Below are 19,055 nucleotides of genomic sequence, written 5' to 3' on the forward strand. Positions count from 1 at the left end.
ATTCTTATTGTCTTAAATTGAATTCGAGAATCTTCGATTTTGCAGGAATGACAGAAGCTTTTTTTTGGAATTTGTAGATTTACTCCCTGATCTTTTTCTTACGGAGTTCAAAGTTCTGACCAAGGTACACTTTTCTTACCATTTCATCGCTAGCCAATTCTTCAGGTTCCCCGGCTTTTAAGATGCTTCCTTCAAACATTAAATAGGTTCTATCGGTAATGGCCAAGGTTTCTTGAACGTTATGGTCCGTAATAAGGATGCCAATGTTTTTTTTGGTCAGTTGCGCCACAATACGTTGGATGTCTTCCACAGCTACGGGATCGACACCAGCAAAAGGCTCGTCCAATAGAATAAAGCTTGGGTCGGTGGCCAAGGCCCTTGCTATTTCGGTACGTCTTCGTTCACCACCGGATAATAAATCGCCACGACTTTTTCGAATATGTCCCAAACCAAATTCCTCTATCAGTTCTTCCATTTTATCGTGTTGTTCCTTTTTGCTCAACTTGGTAAGCTGCAACACACTTAAAATATTGTCTTCGATACTCAGTTTTCTAAATACCGACGCTTCTTGTGCCAAGTACCCTATGCCGTTTTGGGCACGTTTGTACATGGGATACTTGGTGATGTTGGTTTGGTCTAAATGAATGCTGCCACCATTGGGTTTGATCAAGCCAACTATCATGTAAAACGAAGTGGTTTTACCTGCGCCATTGGGTCCCAACAGACCTACAATTTCCCCTTGGTTGACTTCTAAGGAAACATCTTTCACTACTTTCCGTCCGTTGTAGGACTTCATTAAATTATCGGCTTTTAACTTCATAAAACTGGGTAATTGGTGCTAAAATAGTAAAATTGAAAGATACTCTAAGGGTTCTACTTTTTATTTATTAAAAGTTTAACGCCTACCATGTTAATCTATGTACGCCATATGTTATCCGGTCTTTTTTCAAATTGGGAGAGCCAAAAACAAAACAGTTTGTGTTTATGAGCCTTTGTCCACACTTTGAGAAGACAGGTAATTGCAAGAAAAAATGTTAGGCTGCTTTTTTTTATAAGCTATCTGTTTCTTCCAGGGCATCCCAAAACTCGTAGGCACGGCGTAAATGAGGAATTACGATGGTACCTCCAACCAAGGTAGCGATGCTTAGGGCCTCAACCACTTCTTCTTTTTTCAAACCTACTTTATGGCTTGTTTCCAGGTGGTATTTGATACAGTCGTCGCAGCGCAACACGGTTGAAGCGACCAAACCCAGCAATTCTTTGGTTTTAACATCCAAAGCACCTTCTTGATAGGCGTTGGTATCTAAATTGAAAATACGCTTGATTACCTTGTTGTTATCTGCCAGTATTTTTTCGTTCATTTTTGAACGGTACTCATTAAATTCGTTAACAATATCAGACATGTTTTTTTTCTTTTTTAAGTTGATTTTTCACCACTATTTTAGAGATGTAAATACTCACCTGATACAGTACCAAAATAGGGATGGCCACAATGATTTGACTGGCCACGTCTGGAGGTGTGATGATGGCAGACACCACCAAAACAATGACCAGGGCGAATTTTCGGTACTTTTTTAATATGTGTGGGGTCACCAAACCTATTTTGGTTAAAAAATAGATAATGATGGGCAGTTCAAAAATAAGTCCTGAAGCCAAGGCAGAAGACCTTACCAGGGAAATATAGGAGCTGATATCTATTTCGTTTGAGATTTCACTGCTCACACTATAAGTGCCCAAAAAGTTAATGGATAAGGGGGTCACGATATAATAACCAAACAACACCCCTAAAAAGAACAGAAAGGAGGAAATAATAATAAAGCCCCTGGAATGTTTGCGTTCGTTTTCGTGCAGTCCTGGACTTAAAAATTTCCAGAATTGATATATGATATATGGAAATGCTATAACCAGACCCGCATAAATGGAGGTCCAAATATGGGCAGAAAACTGTCCGGCCATGGTACGGTTCTGGATTCTAAACGGAAATTCGTCCAAACAAAAGGTGGTATCTATCCCTATGTATTGCGACATGCTGCAGAGCCACCTATAGGTAGGGAAGCTCATTTTTTTAGGACCAAAAATAATGGTGTCGAAAATAAAGTCTGAAAAAATAAAAGCACCAGCACCACAGATTAAAACAGCCATGGTAGCACGAATTAAATGCCAGCGTAAATCCTCTAAATGATCGAGGAAAGACATGTCGTTCACATTCTTCTTTGCCATTATAAAATGCCTTCTTTAATTAAATCGTGTACGTGAACCACGCCAGCATACTGTCCTTTTTTCTCTACCAATAATTGGGAAATTCCATGTTTTTCCATCAGTTCCATGGCATCCACAGCCATGGCGTTGGCGTCTATACGCTTAGGGTTTTCGCTCATGATATCCTTGGCAGTCAGGTTGGTAAAATCGTCTGTTTTGCTCAACATACGTCTTAAATCCCCATCGGTTATAATTCCTAGTATTTTACCAGCTTCAACCACAGCAGTAACCCCCAACATTTTTTCTGTAATTTCAATAATGATGTCTTTAATGCCTGTATGCAGGCTTACACTGGGTTTTTGATTGACTTCAGACATGTCGCTGACACGCAGGTAGAGTTTTTTGCCCAGGGCACCCCCCGGATGGTATTTGGCAAAATCTTTACTTGAAAAGCCTTTTAGTTCCAACAAGCAAATGGCTAAGGCATCCCCAATCACCAATTGAGCCGTGGTGCTGGTAGTAGGGGCTAGGTTGTTTGGGCAAGCTTCTTTTTCCACATAGGCATTTAAAACATAATCTGCTTGTTTGCCCAAAAATGAGTCTTTGTTGCCCGTAATGGCGACCATTTTGTTTTTGGCGTTTTTAATAAGGGGTACCAAGACTTTAATTTCTGGGGTATTGCCACTTTTAGAGATGCAAATAACCACATCGTTTTCAAGGATCAGACCTAGATCACCATGAATGGCATCGGCAGCATGCATAAAAACAGCAGGTGTTCCCGTGGAATTTAAGGTAGCCACAATTTTAGTGGCAATAATGGCACTTTTACCAATTCCGGTAATAATGACGCGTCCCTTGGAGTTGTAAATTAACTCTACGGCAGCTGCAAATTCTTCGTTAATATAACTTGAAAGATTGAAAATGGCCTTGCTTTCCATCTCAATCGTTTGTTTTGCAGTATGTATAATAGAATGCTGCTTGTTCAAAATTTATTATTTTTTTGGGTTGATGCTTTTAAAGAATTTAGTATCTTTAAAGTTATTCAAACTCATAACTTTTTATTCGTTTAAATAGGGTACAAAGCTAACGAAAAAAAAATTGTGAGTTCTCTTAATACATTAGGATAATTAATAGCATTTAATTTTAATGTATTTTTATAAAAGTGTAAATTAAAATTAAAAAGATTCATGTCGATAATTGAAAAAGACTTGCATAAAGCCTTAAAAACATATTTTGGCTTTAGTAAGTTTAAGGGATTGCAAGAAGAAGTCATTAAAAGCATTTTATCTGGAAATCACACCTTTGTAATCATGCCCACAGGAGGAGGTAAATCGTTGTGTTACCAACTACCTGCACTTATGCAAGAAGGCACAGCCATTATTGTTTCCCCTTTAATAGCTTTAATGAAAAATCAGGTAGATGCCATACGGGGTGTCTCCAAAGAAGATGGGATTGCACACGTATTAAATTCCTCTTTAAACAAAACCGAAATTAAACGTGTCAAGCAAGACATAGTTGATGGTGTTACCAAACTGCTTTATGTGGCACCGGAATCACTTACCAAAGAAGAGAATGTGGAATTTTTACGGTCGGTAAAAATATCTTTTATGGCTGTGGATGAAGCCCATTGTATTAGTGAATGGGGGCATGATTTCCGACCGGAATACCGTAATTTAAAACACATCATCCAGCGCATAGGGGATGATATTCCCATTATAGGTTTAACAGCTACAGCCACACCAAAGGTCCAGGAGGACATATTGAAAAACTTGGCCATTCCTAATGCCAAGACCTTTAAGGCTTCTTTTAACAGGCCGAACCTTTATTACGAAGTACGTCCGAAAACCAAACAGGTAGATGCCGATATCATCCGTTTCATCAAGCAAAACAGTGGGAAATCGGGTATTGTGTATTGTTTAAGTAGGAAACGTGTGGAAGAATTGGCGCAAACCCTTCAGGTAAATGGCATACAAGCAGTGCCTTACCATGCAGGCTTGGATGCCAAGACCCGATCGAAGCACCAAGACATGTTTTTAATGGAAGACATAGACGTGGTGGTGGCTACCATAGCTTTTGGGATGGGCATAGACAAACCCGATGTGCGTTTTGTGATTCATCACGATATCCCTAAAAGCATTGAGAGTTATTATCAAGAAACCGGTAGGGCAGGACGGGATGGAGGTGAAGGGCACTGTTTGGCCTTTTATGCCTATAAAGACATTGAGAAACTTGAAAAGTTTATGTCTGGAAAACCTGTGGCCGAACAGGAAATAGGGCAAGCTTTGTTACAGGAAGTTGTTGCCTATGCCGAAACGTCCATTTCCAGAAGAAAGTTTATTTTGCATTATTTTGGGGAAGAGTTTGACAATGAGACTGGAGAAGGTGGTGATATGGATGACAATGTGCGTTTCCCAAAAAAGAAACACGAGGCCCAGGACGATGTTAAATTGGTGTTGGAAACCGTAGAGGCTACCCACGAAAAATACAAGGCCAAGGATTTGGTGAATGTAATAGTAGGGAAAGCCAATGCCTTGATAAAATCGCATAAAACGGATGAGTTATCGGTATTTGGAAAAGGCAAGGATAAAGAAAAAAGTTACTGGATGGCATTGGTGCGACAGGTGCTAGTGGCAGGCTATTTAAGAAAGGATATTGAAACCTACGGTGTGATAAAAATAACAAAGGCAGGGAAAAACTTTATAAAGCACCCAGAATCCTTTATGATGACCGAGGACCATGTGTTTGACAGCACAGGAGACGAAAACATCATCACCTCCACTAAAGGAGGAGGGGCTGTGGCAGATGAAGTGTTGATGAACATGCTTAAGGATTTACGTAAAAAAAATGCCAAAAAATTGGGTGTGCCACCCTTTGTTATATTCCAAGATCCTTCGTTAGAGGATATGGCCTTGAAATATCCTTTGACCATGGAAGAGTTGATTAACGTCCATGGTGTTGGAGAGGGCAAAGCCAAAAAATATGGCAAGGATTTCTTAGCCTTAATTGCCAATTATGTGGATGAGAATGATATTGTACGTCCCGATGACATGATTGTGAAATCTACCGGAACCAATTCCTCCCTAAAACTTTACATCATTCAAAATATAGACCGAAAGTTACCTTTGGATGACATTGCTTCGGCTAAAGGCATGGAGATGAAAGATTTTATCAAAGAGATGGAGGCCATTGTATTCTCTGGAACCAGATTGAATATTGATTATTGGATAAATGATATATTGGATGAAGACCAACAAGAGGAAATCCATGATTATTTTATGGAGGCCCAAACCGATAAAATTGATGAAGCCATTAACGAATTTGATGGCGACTACGACGATGAAGAATTGCGCTTGTACCGTATCAAATTTATCAGTGAAGTGGCGAATTAGGTTTGGTTGATGATTGTAAATTCTAAGAATAAAGTATAAAGTACAAAGAACAAAGTACAAAGAACAAAGTACAAAGTACAAAGAACAAAGAACAAAGTACAAAGAATAAAGAACCTTGAATCTTAAATCTAGAACTTTAAATCTTAAATCTTGAAACCTGTAATTTAATGTGTCGTTTTTATTTTCATTGATTATCTTTGCATTTCATTAAAAAAAATAGACATGCAAGACGGATTATACGCAAAATTCAACACCAACAAAGGTGAGATATTAGTGGCTTTAGAATACAAAAAAACACCTGGAACCGTAGGTAATTTTGTGGCTTTGGCAGAAGGTCATATGGAAAATTCAGCAAAACCACAAGGCAGGCCTTATTACGATGGTTTAAAGTTTCATAGGGTGATACCAGATTTCATGATTCAAGGAGGTTGTCCGCAAGGAACTGGAACCGGGAACCCAGGATATAAATTTGACGATGAGTTTCATCCAGAGTTAAAGCATTCCGGACCAGGCGTTTTATCTATGGCCAATGCAGGACCAGGAACCAATGGCTCCCAATTTTTTATCACACATGTAGAAACCCCTTGGTTGGATAATAACCATACGGTTTTTGGACAGGTTGTTACTGGGCAAGAGGTTGTAGATGCCATAGCTCAAGGTGATACCATAGAGACCCTGGAAATTATTAGGGTAGGAGCTGATGCTGAAGCTTTTAATGCCATAGAGGCTTTTAGGACTTTTGAAGGCGCTCGCGAAAAGCGTGTGGCTGCCGAACGTGAAGCCAAAAGAGCCGAGTTGGATAAACTGGCTCAAGGTTTTGAAGAAACCGAAAGTGGGTTGCGTTATCAAATTTTACAAAAAGGAACTGGGAAACAAGCTGAAAAGGGTAAGACGGTTTCCGTACATTATAAAGGACAATTGGCCGATGGAACTGTTTTTGATTCCTCTTACAAACGCAAGCAGCCCTTAGAGTTTCCTGTAGGTGTAGGGCAGGTGATTCCAGGTTGGGACGAAGGCATTCAATTGTTGCAAGTGGGTGATAAAGCCCGATTGGTTATCCCAAGTGATTTGGGTTATGGAAGTCGTGGAGCTGGTGGGGTGATTCCTCCAGATGCTACTTTGATTTTTGATGTGGAATTGATGGGTGTATCCTAGATTTTACCTTAAAACCGTAACAAAACATATTTAATTACGTCTCATTTTATAATGAGACGTATTTTTTTATCTTTTTTTATCAATCAACTATTTAAAATGAAAACTTCAATTTATTTCTCTTTATTTTTTATGTTACTGGTTTCTGTTAGCTGTTCAAAATCCATAGATTACCCTTCAGCATTTAAAGAAGCAAGTTCTGGACGTTATTTGTATAGTCCAGACGAACTTATGGAGGTCTTTTATAAAAACGATCAACTGTACATTAAATGGAAAGGAGCTGAAATAAAACCTGTAGTTTTGGACCAACACACCTTTTTTGTGCCAGACCTCTATCAAAAACTACAATTTGTGCAGCATCCCGAAACCAAACAGCGTTATTTGTCGGTTATCACAGAGGCTTCCGCAAGCAGTACTACTTACAACTATATAAAAGTTTCGGACACTTTTAAAACACCCAGCATGTATTTAAGGGACAAAGCGTATGGTTTGGCACTGGAAGGTTATTTAAACATACAGGCCGAAGATCCAGAAAGCATGTTTATAATAGAACAGGATTTTAATAGTTTGGGATACCAGTACCTTAGGGAAAAAGCTTATGCCGATGCCATAGAGGTGTTTAAAATAAATGTGGCCCTTTATCCAGAAAGTGATAATGTTTATGACAGCCTGGCCGATGCTTATGCTAGGAGTGGAGATAGTTTGCAAGCCTATCAAAATTACGAAAAGGCCTTAGAACTCAATTCTGGGAATAGGAGGGCAAAAACTTTTATGGACAGTTATGAAAACCAGCAAGATTAATATGTCCTATAACATCCAAGTGCTGACACTAAGGGTTTGTGGAGTACTTGAAGTCACTAAAACGACTTGGTTTTTCAATCTTTTTTGAGATAGTCCAAGGTATTCACCAATTCAAATTTGGGGCTTCTTTTTAGGTTTTCCCTTAAAAACGCTGTATGTGCTGCTCCCATTAGAATAAAAACCCTATCGGTTTTTTTCATGGGTATCCTGTTGAGGTTTGAAAAGATCCTTAAATTCCTATGGTAAAATTTAGCAGCTTCGTCTGCACCTTCAAACCCATTTTCGGTGCCAGCATACAGCAACATGTCTGCATTGACATTGATGTTAAAATCGAGATATTCCGGTTGGTTATACAGCTGCAATTGTTCCAATAAGGGCAGGTCGTAAAAATTGTCAATTTGTTGTTTTAGTTCTGGGAGCTCCTTAAAAGGATCATTCATATACTTATTATAGGTCACAGAATCTATGGAATTGACAAGTTCTTCTGCAATACGGTAATTGTATTCCATGGCGTGGTCTATGCCATGTAGATACTTCAGGTTACTTAGTCTGGCCACTTCAAAAGCCAACATGCTTCTTTCCCCATAATTGGTGTTCAACACACTCGGGTTGGCTAAATAGTCCTGATAGGCTTGGTTGATTTCCTTGTTGTATTCCGGCAAATTTTCAATACATACTATGGTAGGTTTGAATTGGGCCAATAAGGCAGCTAGGTCCCTAACGGCTTTATGGGTTTTTTTGTCCTCTTCGTTAAAATCCACTTTATTGGCATCAGAGGTGTACCCGAAATGAAAGGTGCCCACATTTAGGACCTTGATTTTTTGGGATTCCTTTATAGCGGTCTTTGGAAGCTCCTGACTTTGTGTGTTGTTGTTATCTTTACAAGCCATGATGCTTATAAACGCCATAAGCAAAAAGGCCTTTTTGTATGCGTTAAACATTTTAAGAGCCGTTGGTTTCACCTTCTTTTTTACTGGTTAACCTCAGGATGATAACACCTACAAGTCCAGAGATCAATGAACCGATAATGATACCAACTTTCGAGGAATTGATATTTATGGCATCGTTACCAAAAGCCAGGTTGGCAATAAAAATGGACATGGTAAATCCAACCCCAGCAATACTGGCAATGCCTATAATGTGTTTGAAATTGATTCCTGAAGGCAACTCGGTGAGCTTCAGTTTTACTCCAAGATAGGAGAACAGGCTGACCCCAATTAGTTTTCCTGCAAACAAACTAATGGCAATATAGAGCATGAGAGAGGTGTTTATTTCGGAATTGGTATTCAATACCACACCAGCATTTGCGAAGGCAAAAACAGGCAGTATGAAATAGGCTGTTAAGTTGTGGAGTTGGTATTCCAGATGTTGCAATGGCGAACGAACTTCGGAGGTTAAATGATCCAGGTTGTCTATACATTCCATTTCATCCTTAGTTAAAATATGTTTATAGGTATCGTCAGTAATGCTTACAATTTTACTGGAAATGTTATTGAGGTTGCTGGAGAACTCATAAATGTTCAAGGTTCTTTTAATAGGAACGGTAAAAGCCAATAACACCCCTGCAATGGTAGGATGGATGCCCGATTTTAAGAACAGGAACCAAACAATGGTGCCAATTACCAAACCTATTTCTAGGGAAAACTTTCTTTTATGGTAAACAAGGGCCAAAAGCGCAATGAGGAGTAATCCCACAAGAATAAAAAACCAGTTGATGTTGGCACTGTAGAAGATGGCTATAATGAGTACGGCAGCAATATCGTCTATAATGGCAAAGGCCGTTAAGAATATTTTCAAGCTTAGGGGGACCCTACTTTTTAAAGTGCCCAAGATGGCCAAGGCAAAAGCGATATCCGTGGCCATAGGTATGCCCCAACCTTTGGCGGTTTCAGGGTCTTGATTTAAAAACAAAAACAAGCCTACTGGAGCCAGGACCCCACCAAGGGCAGCGATTAGAGGAAACGAGGCTTTTTTTATGCTGTCTATTTCCCCAACTAAAAGTTCCCGTTTAAGCTCCAATCCAATCAGGAAGAAAAAGATGGCCATTAAACCATCGTTTATCCAAAGGATCAAGGGTTTTATAAGGCTAAAATCATTAAAACTGACACCGAATTCGTATTGCCAAAGCTGTTCGTATTCTGCTCCATAAGGTGAGTTGGCCCATATAAGGGCTAAAATGGTTGCACCAAACAGCAAAATACCAGAAAGGCTTTCCAGTTTTATAAATTTCTGAAAAGGAGTTAATAGGACTTTTTTAATCATATATTTTTATTTTGTTCGTGTTTTTTTAATACTTCAAAAATATGCAAAAGCTACGAGAATATTGTTAAAAGTAATGGAATGAGGTGTAAGACTTGATGTTTTTTTTAAATAGTTTTACTGCCTGACATGGCGAGAGCTATTTAAACTGTGTCAAGTTGTACCATTTTTGCTAATCCTTGGAGGCGCAAACCACCATTGATAGCTAACACATAGCGATGATTTGATGGTGTTTTTTTAAACCACAAGGCATTTATTTAACGAGGTAATTAGGTTTTCAATCCAGGTCACTGCCATACAAAAGGCTTAAGAACCCGGCTTTGTCCAACTTCCCAAAATAGTTTTGTATGTTGACCTTTGCCAAGGCTTTGGAAAGGTCCTCCCTGTTATAAGCTAGGCCCACCAAGATCTGTTCCAATTCCGAGACGGGTTTTTCGCCAAAAAAATCGCCATAAATGACAATTTGAGAGATATGCCCTTTTTCAACATGGATACGTATATCAATTTCCCCAATATCGAAGCGTTTGGTGCGTTGGATGTTGCTTTTCGGGGAGCGACCAAAATTCCAATCCCAGAGGTCGTATTTTTCAGCCTTCAGTTTATGGACCGCTTCCCATTCTTTTTCTGTTAGCCTGTAGGTTTCAAAAGGCTCACTGGCTTCATAGAGTCCTTGTAACAACTGACTTTTAAACTCTTCCATGGGCATGGGGTTTTTTAAAAACTCAGTAATGTTGGCCACCCGACTGCGAACCGATTTATGGCCTTTGGATTCTATTTTGCTCATTTTTACCTGAAGGGCCTTGACCACTTCAGTCATATCGGTATTGAATAGTAAAGTGCCATGGCTTATCATGCGTTTGCCGGTGGAAAATTGGGCTGTACCCGAAATTTTCCGTTCGTTTACCAAAATATCATTGCGTCCTTTTAATTCGGCTTGAACCCCCATTTGGTTTAGAACACGAATCACAGGAGCTGTAAATTTCTTAAAATTGCTAATGCTTTTACCGTCGTGGTTGGTAATAAAACTGAAGTTTAGGTTCCCCAAATCGTGATATACTGCACCACCTCCGGAAACACGACGCACCACATGAATGTGTTTGTCTTCCACATATTCCAGATGGATCTCTTCCAAGGTGTTTTGGTTTCTACCTATAATGATGGAAGGTTCGTTGATATAAAACAATAAATAGTCTGTGGATGTATCAAAATTTCGTAGCGCATATTCTTCCAGCGCCAAGTTTAGTTTTGGGTTGGTCTGTCCTTCGTTATCTATAAATATCATGCTTAAGCTTTAGATGTGTTTTGCAAAGATAAAAAAGTATCGCTGCTATTTTTAAGATGTGTTGGTATATTATTTCAAAATATTTTGAGTTAATCTAGAGTTTTTAAAGACACTGATTAGGCTTTAGCTGTTTATGTATAGAGGCATGAGTTTATAATCTAGTATCCATCTTGTTTCTGTGATTTTGTTAAAGGTTAAAAGATATTTCAAACAATTAAAAACACTATCTTAGCAATTAAAACCTACTTTTTGTTATTAATGAAAATAAAACTACTAATTCTATTATGGTTGTTCATGGGTAATACGTTGGCATTTCAGGAGGACATGTCACAAATGATACAACAGGCCGACAGTTTGTTGAAACAAAAATCCTATGAACTTTCAAAAAGACATTGGGTAGAGATTGTAAGTCAAACCCCAAAACATAATTCCAATTATTTTATTTATAGCAGTAAGTTGCAATACTGTGAGGCCAAATTATTACAGGAAGTGGGCAACTATACAGAGGCTATTCAAAAGTATTCAAGTATCCTAGACATGCTTAATAAGCATGATGTTTCTGAGACTAGGGTTTTTAGAATTGAAGTTTACAGTGGCTTGTACCATTCCTTGGCTTACTCGGGTCAATGGGATAAGGCTCTGGAAAAAGGCACGGAAGGTCTGACATTAATCGATGCTTCCGTGGATACGCAAACCCAAGCCGATTATATTTATGATTTAGGTTACATCAATGATAGATTAAAGAACTACAGCGAAGCAATTAAATTGTATCAACAAGCCATTTCTCTGTATGAAGCCCTAAAGGAAAACAAGTATTTTGACCTTGGATTGGCCTACAACAATTTAGCAACCGTTTACAAACAAATAGGTTTTTTTACGGAACGATTAAAAAGCTTTGAGCTGGCAAGAACCTATTGGGAAAAAGCCCCTAGCATCAAACCAAGTTATTTGATTACGCTTTATGGAAATATGTTGAAGCTATATATGGAATATGGTGATGCAGGTAAAGCCAAAGATTTGTTTCAAGCCATACATGCTATAGCCAATTCTGCAGTTGAACCAAGAGATAAAGTAAATATACTGAGGTTGCAAGTATTATACCATACCTTTTCCAAAAACCTTTCAAAAGCAGAGGAAAATTTAGAAACATTTACTGAGTACTTTTTAAAATTGCCCCAAAAGGAATCATACAGCCATCATTACCTTGCCGCATTAATAGATTTGGCTGATTGTTATATTTTGGAAGGTCAAGAACAAAAAGCGTCCTTAACACTCTCTAAAGCTTTAAGCATGTGTCAAGATTTTAAGCAACCATATTATTGTATGTTGACCTTTACCCAATATACTAAATTGGCTACTTACGCTAAAGATTACCCAACAGCAATAGGCTATTTGGATGCCTCTTTGGAATTAAACGAACAAAGTCCCATTGGTTTGATAAATGTTGTTAATATTTTGATACAAAAAGCAAGCTTGCAATTGAAGCAAAATGAGGTTACCGAGGCAAATAGAACCATGAAGGAGGCACTTTCTGTGCTTGCAGAAAAAAAATTAAATACACCTAGAGACATTACGGTCGAGACCTTTGAACAACAACACAGTTCCTTTTTTATAATAGCCATGAAGGATGCTGCAAATTTCTATTTGGACATGTATCACTTAACCCAGGAAGAAAACCATGCGCACTATGCCAAGTATTTATATGAAATGGCAGCAGAAATTTTTGGTCTGTACTATCAAAATGGGGAGTACAACGCCAACTTAAATAGCTTAAATACATCCATTAATGAGGGAATTTACCAAATGTACACCTTATTACAAAGGCCATTATCGGAACAGGTATTGACCCGAATAGAACAAAACAACTCTCAAGTTTTACGAAATGAATTTGAAAGAAAACATGTTCAATTTCTTGCCATGGATAAGTCTTTATTGGCCCAAAGAAATATGTTGAAATTTGAACTTAAAAACAGTAAAGAAGGCAATGACAGCCTTACTAATGTACAAAAGGAACTCCAAGAGGCCATCACAAAATTAGATGCCGTGATTGCAGAAAAAGCTCCTATGTATGAATCTTTCTATAAAGAGGATATTAGCCTTCAGAAAATTCAACATTATCTTGGGAGAGAAGAATTGCTTGTGAAGTATTTTGTAGGTAACAAACGGGTTTATGTCATAACTTTATCGCAACAAGGCATAGAGTTATTTGATTTGGTTGACACAGAGGTGCTTAAAGAAAATCTACATTCATTTTATGCTACGCTGTCTGACCCTAAAACAAACTCTTTACCCCAATCTCGAGAGCTTTATACACAATTGATAGAGCCGTTTCAGCACAAACTGAAACCTTACAAGGCCTTAACCATCCTGCCTCATGAAATATTGCATTTTTTGCCATTTGAGGCTCTTCAAACCAGAAGTGGCTTATTAATAGACAAGCACAATATTCAGTACGCCAATTCTTTGTCTTTATGGTATTTTCTAAAGAGCACTCCACATCCATCCAAAGACGCTAAAAAGTTGCTTGCTGCTTTTGCTCCACAATATGGCTTAAAGGGAGAAACCAATGATACATTAAGAGGCAATCGGTTTGAAGATTTGGAAGGGGCCCGCAAGGAGGCTATGAAAGTAGCAAGTATCATTAAGGGAGACATGTATTTAAACGAAGCAGCGACCATAAAGAACTTTATGGATCAAACAGCGGCCTATAACATTTACCATTTGGCCATGCATGGCGTTTTGAACACAAACGATCATACCCAATCGGGTCTTGTATTTAATGGGAATGTTTTGTTTGATGTTTCGTCTTTTTATGGTTTGTATTTTCCTGCAGACTTGGTAGTTTTGAGTGCATGTAATACGGGTGTTGGGCAATTAACAGAAGGAGAGGGCCTATTGAACCTCTCGAATGCTTTAACATATTCAGGGGTTCGGGCCAGTGTATATAGTTTATGGGAAGTTCCAGATAAAGAGACTTCTGAAATTATGGTTTCTTTTTATCGATATCTAGAAACAGGAGCCAATAAAACCGAGGCATTAGCAAATGCCAAGAGGGATTTTATTAAAAACAATCCCTTAAAAGCGCATCCCTATTATTGGGCAGGTTTTGTAATAAACGGTGATTCGGAGCCTGTTTTACAAGCAAGCAAATCAATGGCCTATGTTTTATTGCTATTGTTAATTGTTGTAGGGGCCGTCTACTTTTTTAAATATTTTAAAGGAAGGAAAGTATCAATCTAATTCCTTTAACAGGTTTTGGGCTTGGATCTGTAAATGGTTTTCCGAAGCCATTACTTTTTGCAGATGTAATTTGGCTAAGGACAGTTGTTCTTGTTTTATATATGCCAGACCTAAATACCAATTAGCAACTGCTGTAAATTCACTTTGGTTTTTTTCCCAATCGTAACTATGTAACACTTTAATGCCTTCATTGGTTTTTTGCTGAGCCAACAGGCTTACCCCTTTATAAAAAAGTAAATAGTCTTCGGGATGGTTTTTATAGGCTTCATTAAATGCCAGGACAGCTTCAGCATAAAGACCTTTTTCATAATACTGAAATGCTTGGGCAGCTTTGTTTTCATTGTCTGATCCACTACGGGTCGTTATGTTTATAACATTGGGGTAAGCTTCAAAATTTTCGGCATAGATTTCCTGTAACTCCTGCTGAGGCTTGTAGAAAAGGAGTCCCAGGATCATTAAAATGGTGACGGAAGCAGCGTACAAATACCATTTATTTTTATTTTTTGGTTTATTGCTCAGCTTTTTTAATCTTTCTTTTATTTGGGAATGATTAGCTTCTGAGATGGTTTTTTGAATTTCCAATTGCTGGTAAAATTCGTTTTTAAACAGTTCATCTTCTTCAATCCACTTTTTCAATTGATTAAACTCAGCATCCGAAAGTTGATGGCTAAAATATTTCTCTATTAATGCTTCCTTATTCATGAGTTTTCTTCACAAGTTCTTTTAATTGTTTTAAACATCTGGACTTTTGGCTTTTCAACACATCTTTGGAGCTATAGTTCAAATCCTTTTGTATCTCATCCAAAGTCTTTCCTTTATAATAATACAGTTCCAATATCTGCTGGCATTTGTCACCTAATTGAGCCCATGATTTTTTTAAGGTCTTTTGTCGTTCTTCATTAACCTCTGCTTCAAACACTTGCATCTCTTCTGAGACAAGGATGACGTTGTCTTGAGAATAAGGGAACGTAGGTTTGTTTAACTGTTTCAATATTTTAAACTTTCCTATGGCAAATAAATAGGTTTTTAAAGAACTTGTTAATTTGCTCAATTTGTTGTTTTGAATATTTTCATACAAACTGATGATGGTTTCCTGATAAATGTCTTCAATGTCGTTTGTTGGGATTGAAAATGTTCGTGCAAATAAATAAAAGCTTTTTTTATGTTTCCGGTAAACCTCGTCCAAAACTTGTTGGTCATTATCTTTGAGGCTGTCAATTATATCCTGGTCTTTAACCATTAATACATTTTTTGGGGTAAAGTAAACTCAAGCAAAGTTAATCTATTTTTTTAATAGTCTTTTCCTATTCTATTCCTTGTTTTAAATCTTTAAGAAACAAGCATTTTAAAACAAAATTAAAAAGTGATGTTTACTTTTAAATTTGAAAGGTATAAATAGACAAACGTTTAAAATAAATAAACAATACCAATGAATACATACAGACTGCTTATGAAACTTACCTTTCATTTTTTTTTTGGCCACCCATGTTCAATTTCGCTCCCCAAGGAATAGATTATTTCCCTATGGGTTTACAAAGGACTAATTATGGGCCTGAGCACTTACCAAATTGTCAATATCGGGAAATTTTATCATGACAGGGCTTAGACCAATTTTTTCTATGGAAATATCTGGATTATAAAAGCCCCATTATTTTTAAAGGCTTATAGTCCACATGAAGACCCATCAAACATGTTCCAGCATTAGGAAGTTAGCATGACTGTTCCACAAACCAAATGAAACTTTTTACTTGTTAACAGTTTATTGAAGTAAGCTACAGTTTGTGACAAGTCCAGGGGTAGTTAGGTTTCGATATTGCTTGCTGTGCTTTTTTATTTGGTAGAGACCATAAACGTCCATGAGTATCAAGATGCTAAGAACACAGTAATACTGTAATACAGTCCTGTTATGGAGAATTGAATTTTATAAGATTGCTCAAAAAAGATAGAATAATTTTAAAAATATAAAGTAAAAACAACCACATGAAACGAATCACTACATTGTTATTAATTCTAGCGCTTGGCTTTCAGTTAAAAGCACAAGTGTTAAAAGAGTTGGGGCAGATCCCTCTCGATTTTACACCGGATTATATAGACTTTTCACCAAATGACCATTATATGGTTTTAGAGCATGATAGGCAATATCAAGTTTGGGATGTTAAATCTGCAACCAAGATATTGGAAGGGGAGCATGCCTTTACATTGGGACGCTATATAAAAGACTTGGCTGTGTCTACTGGAAGTGGTTATATTATGTTTGAGAATGAGCAGGTATTTATGACTTTTGATTACCAGCACAATAGCACTTTGGTCAAGGCCTATAGTCTAATAGATGGTAAGTCGCTTTGGGAAACGGATCAATTGCATATGGCCATTTCCGTTACCGAAACTATATTAACGGCTCATGGAGTTCAAGAAGGGAACCTTTTTGAACCTGGATTAAACGTAAAATCCAACTCCAATAAATTTTATACAAAGGATAAATTTATTGATAGGCTAATTAACTATCTCCCGGAACGTCAAGCCATAACCATTAACGGGAAGAATGGACTTCAATTGGTAGATGTTAAAACGGGGAAGTTACATTGGACACAAAAAGCTGTTTCAGGAGGCATTGGAGAGCTTTTGTATGATACCAAAACCAAACGTATGCTGGCGATACAGGTGCCCAATTCAGAAGGCGCCATTGATCAACTTGCATCAAAACAAGAAGTGTTGGCACTGGATGCAGGCACTGGCAAATTGTTGTGGCGTGTAGAATATTCAGGAACCTTTCAACCAGGATTTGCGTCAGTGATTGGGAATACCTTGGTGCTTCCTTATTTAGAACTGACCTTTATTGATGTTGAAACAGGAGAGGAAATTCAGGGAGATATAAAAACACGTACGCAGGCTGCCAAAACAACTACTAAGGTAATAGGAAATATTATGGCAATAGATCGAGCGGTTCACGGGAGCGAAGAAGCGCAAGGTCCAAACAAATACAATAGGCTCATACCTCGCAAACTTCACTTCAATAGTGATGGTAAGTTATGTTACTTTACCACATTTAATGAAGAGGGTCAATTGGGGACAGGTATGAAAAAGGGATATTTAATTATTGACATCCACAAAGACAAGGTAGAAAAGGAGGAGTATGGAATTCTTGGGAATCAATGGACTGTGGTGCAGGATGAAATGGTAGATGGGCTTTTTTATGTTAAAGCATCAGGTAATTTAAATCGCACCATGATTACTGCTCTGGATGCTAAAACGGGGGACGTGGTTTTTGAAACCAAAAAAGCCTCAAACAGTGCCGATATCACTAAATTGTTTAATCCCTTTATGGTAAGCAATGGTCGTATTGTGGATATCGTGTCTCAGGGAATTTATATCCATGACGCCAAAACCGGGGAAGAACTGTCTTATACACGAACCAAGGACTTGGGTATTGGAAGAGTAAAGTACAGTGAATTTTATGCCAATGGGATTTTGCTTTTTGGAACGAAAGGGCTTGCCATTATAGATTTTGAGGGCAACCATTTAGCCAGTGTGGCTACAAAGAGCCTATTGGATGTTATCGCGACTAAAGAAGAGGTTTGGGTTCTGGAAAACAAAACATTTACTCGAATACATTCCAAAAATGGTGATGTTTTGGAAACCAACATATTGCCTAAAACCGAGCATGTTTTTTTAAGTCCTTCAGGAAATACAATTGCCAATTTTAGTACTTCCAACAAGCAGTTATCCATTAAACAGCAAGGCTAAATTTTTGAACACTTTTATACAAGAAACATTTAATAATAACTATTAATCATTAAAAATCAAAAAACTTATGAAACATGTAATGCGTATTATTTTATTAACACTTTTCTTATCATTTATGGCGTGCTCCAATGATGAAGATACCAATGACAATACTACAGGTATGGAGGATATTACCATCCCATTAAATCAAATGACATTTGATATAACAGGAACGGTTGAAGGGGCCAAATCGGGGTTCTGTTATGTAAATATCATTGGAAGTAGTTCCTATATGGTTTCCAGTAACGATGGCACCTCAGCAGCAGACCAAACCTTTGGGATTACACTTTATAAAGATTTTGAGGAAGATCCAGTGGGGAATCCAGCCCCTGGAACCTATCCTATAGGTACAGTGGTAGATGTTTCGGGTATTGATGGGTTTTGGGTAGTATATACCGATACCCAGAACGATACTGAATTTGGTTCAGGAACCGATGCTGTGTCTGGTAGTTTAACCATCATAAGCAATACCAATAATGAACTGAAAGGAACGTTTGAATTTACTGCTACCAACAATCAAACTGGAGAAAGCATCCAGGTGACCAATGGTAAATTTTCAGCAGCCATAGACTAAATGGTCTTTAACCCGTAGCTAACAAGATTTTGATACACAAGGCTTAGTACAAAAATAGATACATAAACATTAAAAACATTTATTATGACATTAGAAACAAAACTGAATTTCTTTTTAAACAGATTTATGGCGTTCACATTGCTTTTCTTAATATCTGCTTGCTCTGTTGAAGATGGGGTAGACGGTACGGATGGAGAAGATGGTCAAGATGGGAATGCCAATGTGATAACTTCAGATTGGTTCCAAATACAATATGACGATATGAGTGGCGCAAATCCACCAACTTGGGGAGCGATGAAATTAACTAATGAAGACATCCCTGAAGTAGATTTAGAAAAGCAATGTGAACGCCATAAATCTGTTTAAAAAGAAATTC

General features: G+C 37.8%; 16 protein-coding genes. 7 read left to right on the plus strand and 9 right to left on the minus strand.

What is annotated here, in order from left to right; genetic code table 11:
- Positions 1–79: 79 nt before the first annotated feature.
- From lptB to AACY93_RS12490, 4 genes are all read right to left on the minus strand, one after another.
- Complete coding sequence (lptB, locus tag AACY93_RS12475; protein ID WP_007648699.1) at positions 80–820, minus strand: LPS export ABC transporter ATP-binding protein; 741 nt, start codon at positions 818–820, stop codon at positions 80–82.
- Between the two features lie 229 nt (positions 821–1,049).
- On the minus strand, positions 1,050–1,403 hold the full coding sequence (locus AACY93_RS12480; RefSeq protein ID WP_007648702.1) for a carboxymuconolactone decarboxylase family protein: 354 nt from the start codon (positions 1,401–1,403) through the stop codon (positions 1,050–1,052).
- Positions 1,396–2,220 (minus strand): twin-arginine translocase subunit TatC, encoded by an 825-nt coding sequence (gene tatC / locus AACY93_RS12485; protein ID WP_040491653.1) that lies wholly within the window; start codon positions 2,218–2,220, stop codon positions 1,396–1,398. The genes AACY93_RS12480 and tatC overlap by 8 nt, the downstream gene beginning before the upstream one ends.
- The gene (locus AACY93_RS12490; protein WP_286852807.1) at positions 2,220–3,185 is read right to left on the minus strand and encodes a KpsF/GutQ family sugar-phosphate isomerase; all 966 of its coding nucleotides are present in this window, start codon (positions 3,183–3,185) and stop codon (positions 2,220–2,222) included. The genes tatC and AACY93_RS12490 overlap by 1 nt, the downstream gene beginning before the upstream one ends.
- 201 nt (positions 3,186–3,386) lie before the next feature.
- On the opposite strand from AACY93_RS12490, the gene recQ reads away from it, so the two are divergent.
- From recQ to AACY93_RS12505, 3 genes are all read left to right on the plus strand, one after another.
- Complete coding sequence (gene recQ / locus AACY93_RS12495) at positions 3,387–5,588, plus strand: DNA helicase RecQ (RefSeq protein WP_287005858.1); 2,202 nt, start codon at positions 3,387–3,389, stop codon at positions 5,586–5,588.
- Positions 5,589–5,810: 222 nt separating this feature from the next.
- Complete coding sequence (locus tag AACY93_RS12500; RefSeq protein ID WP_287005859.1) at positions 5,811–6,743, plus strand: peptidylprolyl isomerase; 933 nt, start codon at positions 5,811–5,813, stop codon at positions 6,741–6,743.
- Positions 6,744–6,839: 96 nt separating this feature from the next.
- Positions 6,840–7,541 carry a tetratricopeptide repeat protein gene (locus AACY93_RS12505; protein WP_287005861.1) on the plus strand — a complete coding sequence of 234 codons (702 nt, stop codon included), beginning with the start codon at positions 6,840–6,842 and terminating at the stop codon, positions 7,539–7,541.
- A 74-nt stretch (positions 7,542–7,615) separates the two neighbouring features.
- Here the strand turns inward: AACY93_RS12505 and AACY93_RS12510 are convergent, their stop codons facing one another.
- From AACY93_RS12510 to AACY93_RS12520, 3 genes are all read right to left on the minus strand, one after another.
- Entirely contained in the window at positions 7,616–8,482 is an 867-nt protein-coding gene (locus tag AACY93_RS12510; RefSeq protein WP_287005863.1) for a DUF5694 domain-containing protein, read from the minus strand.
- Position 8,483: 1 nt separating this feature from the next.
- Positions 8,484–9,803 (minus strand): Na+/H+ antiporter NhaA, encoded by a 1,320-nt coding sequence (nhaA, locus tag AACY93_RS12515; RefSeq protein ID WP_007648712.1) that lies wholly within the window; start codon positions 9,801–9,803, stop codon positions 8,484–8,486.
- A gap of 274 nt (positions 9,804–10,077) precedes the next feature.
- A complete protein-coding gene (locus AACY93_RS12520; RefSeq protein WP_287005865.1) occupies positions 10,078–11,082 on the minus strand; it encodes a lipoate--protein ligase in 1,005 nt (334 codons plus the stop codon).
- Between the two features lie 258 nt (positions 11,083–11,340).
- Here AACY93_RS12520 and AACY93_RS12525 point away from each other — a divergent pair, with 258 nt between their 5' ends.
- A complete protein-coding gene (locus AACY93_RS12525; RefSeq protein ID WP_287005866.1) occupies positions 11,341–14,322 on the plus strand; it encodes a CHAT domain-containing protein in 2,982 nt (993 codons plus the stop codon).
- Here AACY93_RS12525 and AACY93_RS12530 read toward each other — a convergent pair.
- On the minus strand, positions 14,314–15,024 hold the full coding sequence (locus AACY93_RS12530; RefSeq protein WP_287005868.1) for a hypothetical protein: 711 nt from the start codon (positions 15,022–15,024) through the stop codon (positions 14,314–14,316). The two genes, AACY93_RS12525 and AACY93_RS12530, sit on opposite strands and share 9 nt — an antisense overlap.
- Positions 15,017–15,562, minus strand: a complete 546-nt coding sequence (locus tag AACY93_RS12535; RefSeq protein WP_287005870.1) for a sigma-70 family RNA polymerase sigma factor — start codon at positions 15,560–15,562, stop codon at positions 15,017–15,019. Before AACY93_RS12535 ends, AACY93_RS12530 begins: the two co-directional genes overlap by 8 nt.
- 740 nt (positions 15,563–16,302) lie before the next feature.
- Between AACY93_RS12535 and AACY93_RS12540 the strand changes: the two genes are divergently transcribed.
- The 3 genes from AACY93_RS12540 to AACY93_RS12550 all read left to right on the plus strand — a co-directional run bounded on the left by AACY93_RS12540 (position 16,303) and on the right by AACY93_RS12550 (position 19,045).
- A complete protein-coding gene (locus AACY93_RS12540) occupies positions 16,303–18,066 on the plus strand; it encodes a PQQ-binding-like beta-propeller repeat protein (RefSeq protein ID WP_287005871.1) in 1,764 nt (587 codons plus the stop codon).
- A 67-nt stretch (positions 18,067–18,133) separates the two neighbouring features.
- Complete coding sequence (locus AACY93_RS12545; RefSeq protein WP_287005872.1) at positions 18,134–18,679, plus strand: DUF6252 family protein; 546 nt, start codon at positions 18,134–18,136, stop codon at positions 18,677–18,679.
- 84 nt (positions 18,680–18,763) lie between these two features.
- A complete protein-coding gene (locus AACY93_RS12550) occupies positions 18,764–19,045 on the plus strand; it encodes a hypothetical protein (protein ID WP_339612129.1) in 282 nt (93 codons plus the stop codon).
- Positions 19,046–19,055: the final 10 nt, after the last annotated feature.

Origin of the sequence: uncultured Xanthomarina sp. (assembly GCF_963971605.1) — a bacterium.
Taxonomy (GTDB): domain Bacteria; phylum Bacteroidota; class Bacteroidia; order Flavobacteriales; family Flavobacteriaceae; genus Xanthomarina; species Xanthomarina gelatinilytica.

Bases quoted from the DNA above. Each gene is read 5' to 3' on its own strand.
- AACY93_RS12510 (WP_287005863.1), bottom strand. From the start codon at position 8,482: ATGTTTAACGCATACAAAAAGGCCTTTTTGCTTATGGCGTTTATAAGC.
- AACY93_RS12545 (WP_287005872.1), top strand. From the start codon at position 18,134: ATGAAACATGTAATGCGTATTATTTTATTAACACTTTTCTTATCATTT.
- recQ (WP_287005858.1), top strand. From the start codon at position 3,387: ATGTCGATAATTGAAAAAGACTTGCATAAAGCCTTAAAAACATATTTT.
- AACY93_RS12525 (WP_287005866.1), top strand. From the start codon at position 11,341: ATGAAAATAAAACTACTAATTCTATTATGGTTGTTCATGGGTAATACG.
- AACY93_RS12520 (WP_287005865.1), bottom strand. From the start codon at position 11,082: ATGATATTTATAGATAACGAAGGACAGACCAACCCAAAACTAAACTTG.
- AACY93_RS12550 (WP_339612129.1), top strand. From the start codon at position 18,764: ATGACATTAGAAACAAAACTGAATTTCTTTTTAAACAGATTTATGGCG.
- AACY93_RS12500 (WP_287005859.1), top strand. From the start codon at position 5,811: ATGCAAGACGGATTATACGCAAAATTCAACACCAACAAAGGTGAGATA.
- AACY93_RS12505 (WP_287005861.1), top strand. From the start codon at position 6,840: ATGAAAACTTCAATTTATTTCTCTTTATTTTTTATGTTACTGGTTTCT.
- AACY93_RS12480 (WP_007648702.1), bottom strand. From the start codon at position 1,403: ATGTCTGATATTGTTAACGAATTTAATGAGTACCGTTCAAAAATGAAC.
- AACY93_RS12540 (WP_287005871.1), top strand. From the start codon at position 16,303: ATGAAACGAATCACTACATTGTTATTAATTCTAGCGCTTGGCTTTCAG.
- nhaA (WP_007648712.1), bottom strand. From the start codon at position 9,803: ATGATTAAAAAAGTCCTATTAACTCCTTTTCAGAAATTTATAAAACTG.
- AACY93_RS12530 (WP_287005868.1), bottom strand. From the start codon at position 15,024: ATGAATAAGGAAGCATTAATAGAGAAATATTTTAGCCATCAACTTTCG.
- AACY93_RS12535 (WP_287005870.1), bottom strand. From the start codon at position 15,562: ATGGTTAAAGACCAGGATATAATTGACAGCCTCAAAGATAATGACCAA.
- lptB (WP_007648699.1), bottom strand. From the start codon at position 820: ATGAAGTTAAAAGCCGATAATTTAATGAAGTCCTACAACGGACGGAAA.
- tatC (WP_040491653.1), bottom strand. From the start codon at position 2,220: ATGGCAAAGAAGAATGTGAACGACATGTCTTTCCTCGATCATTTAGAG.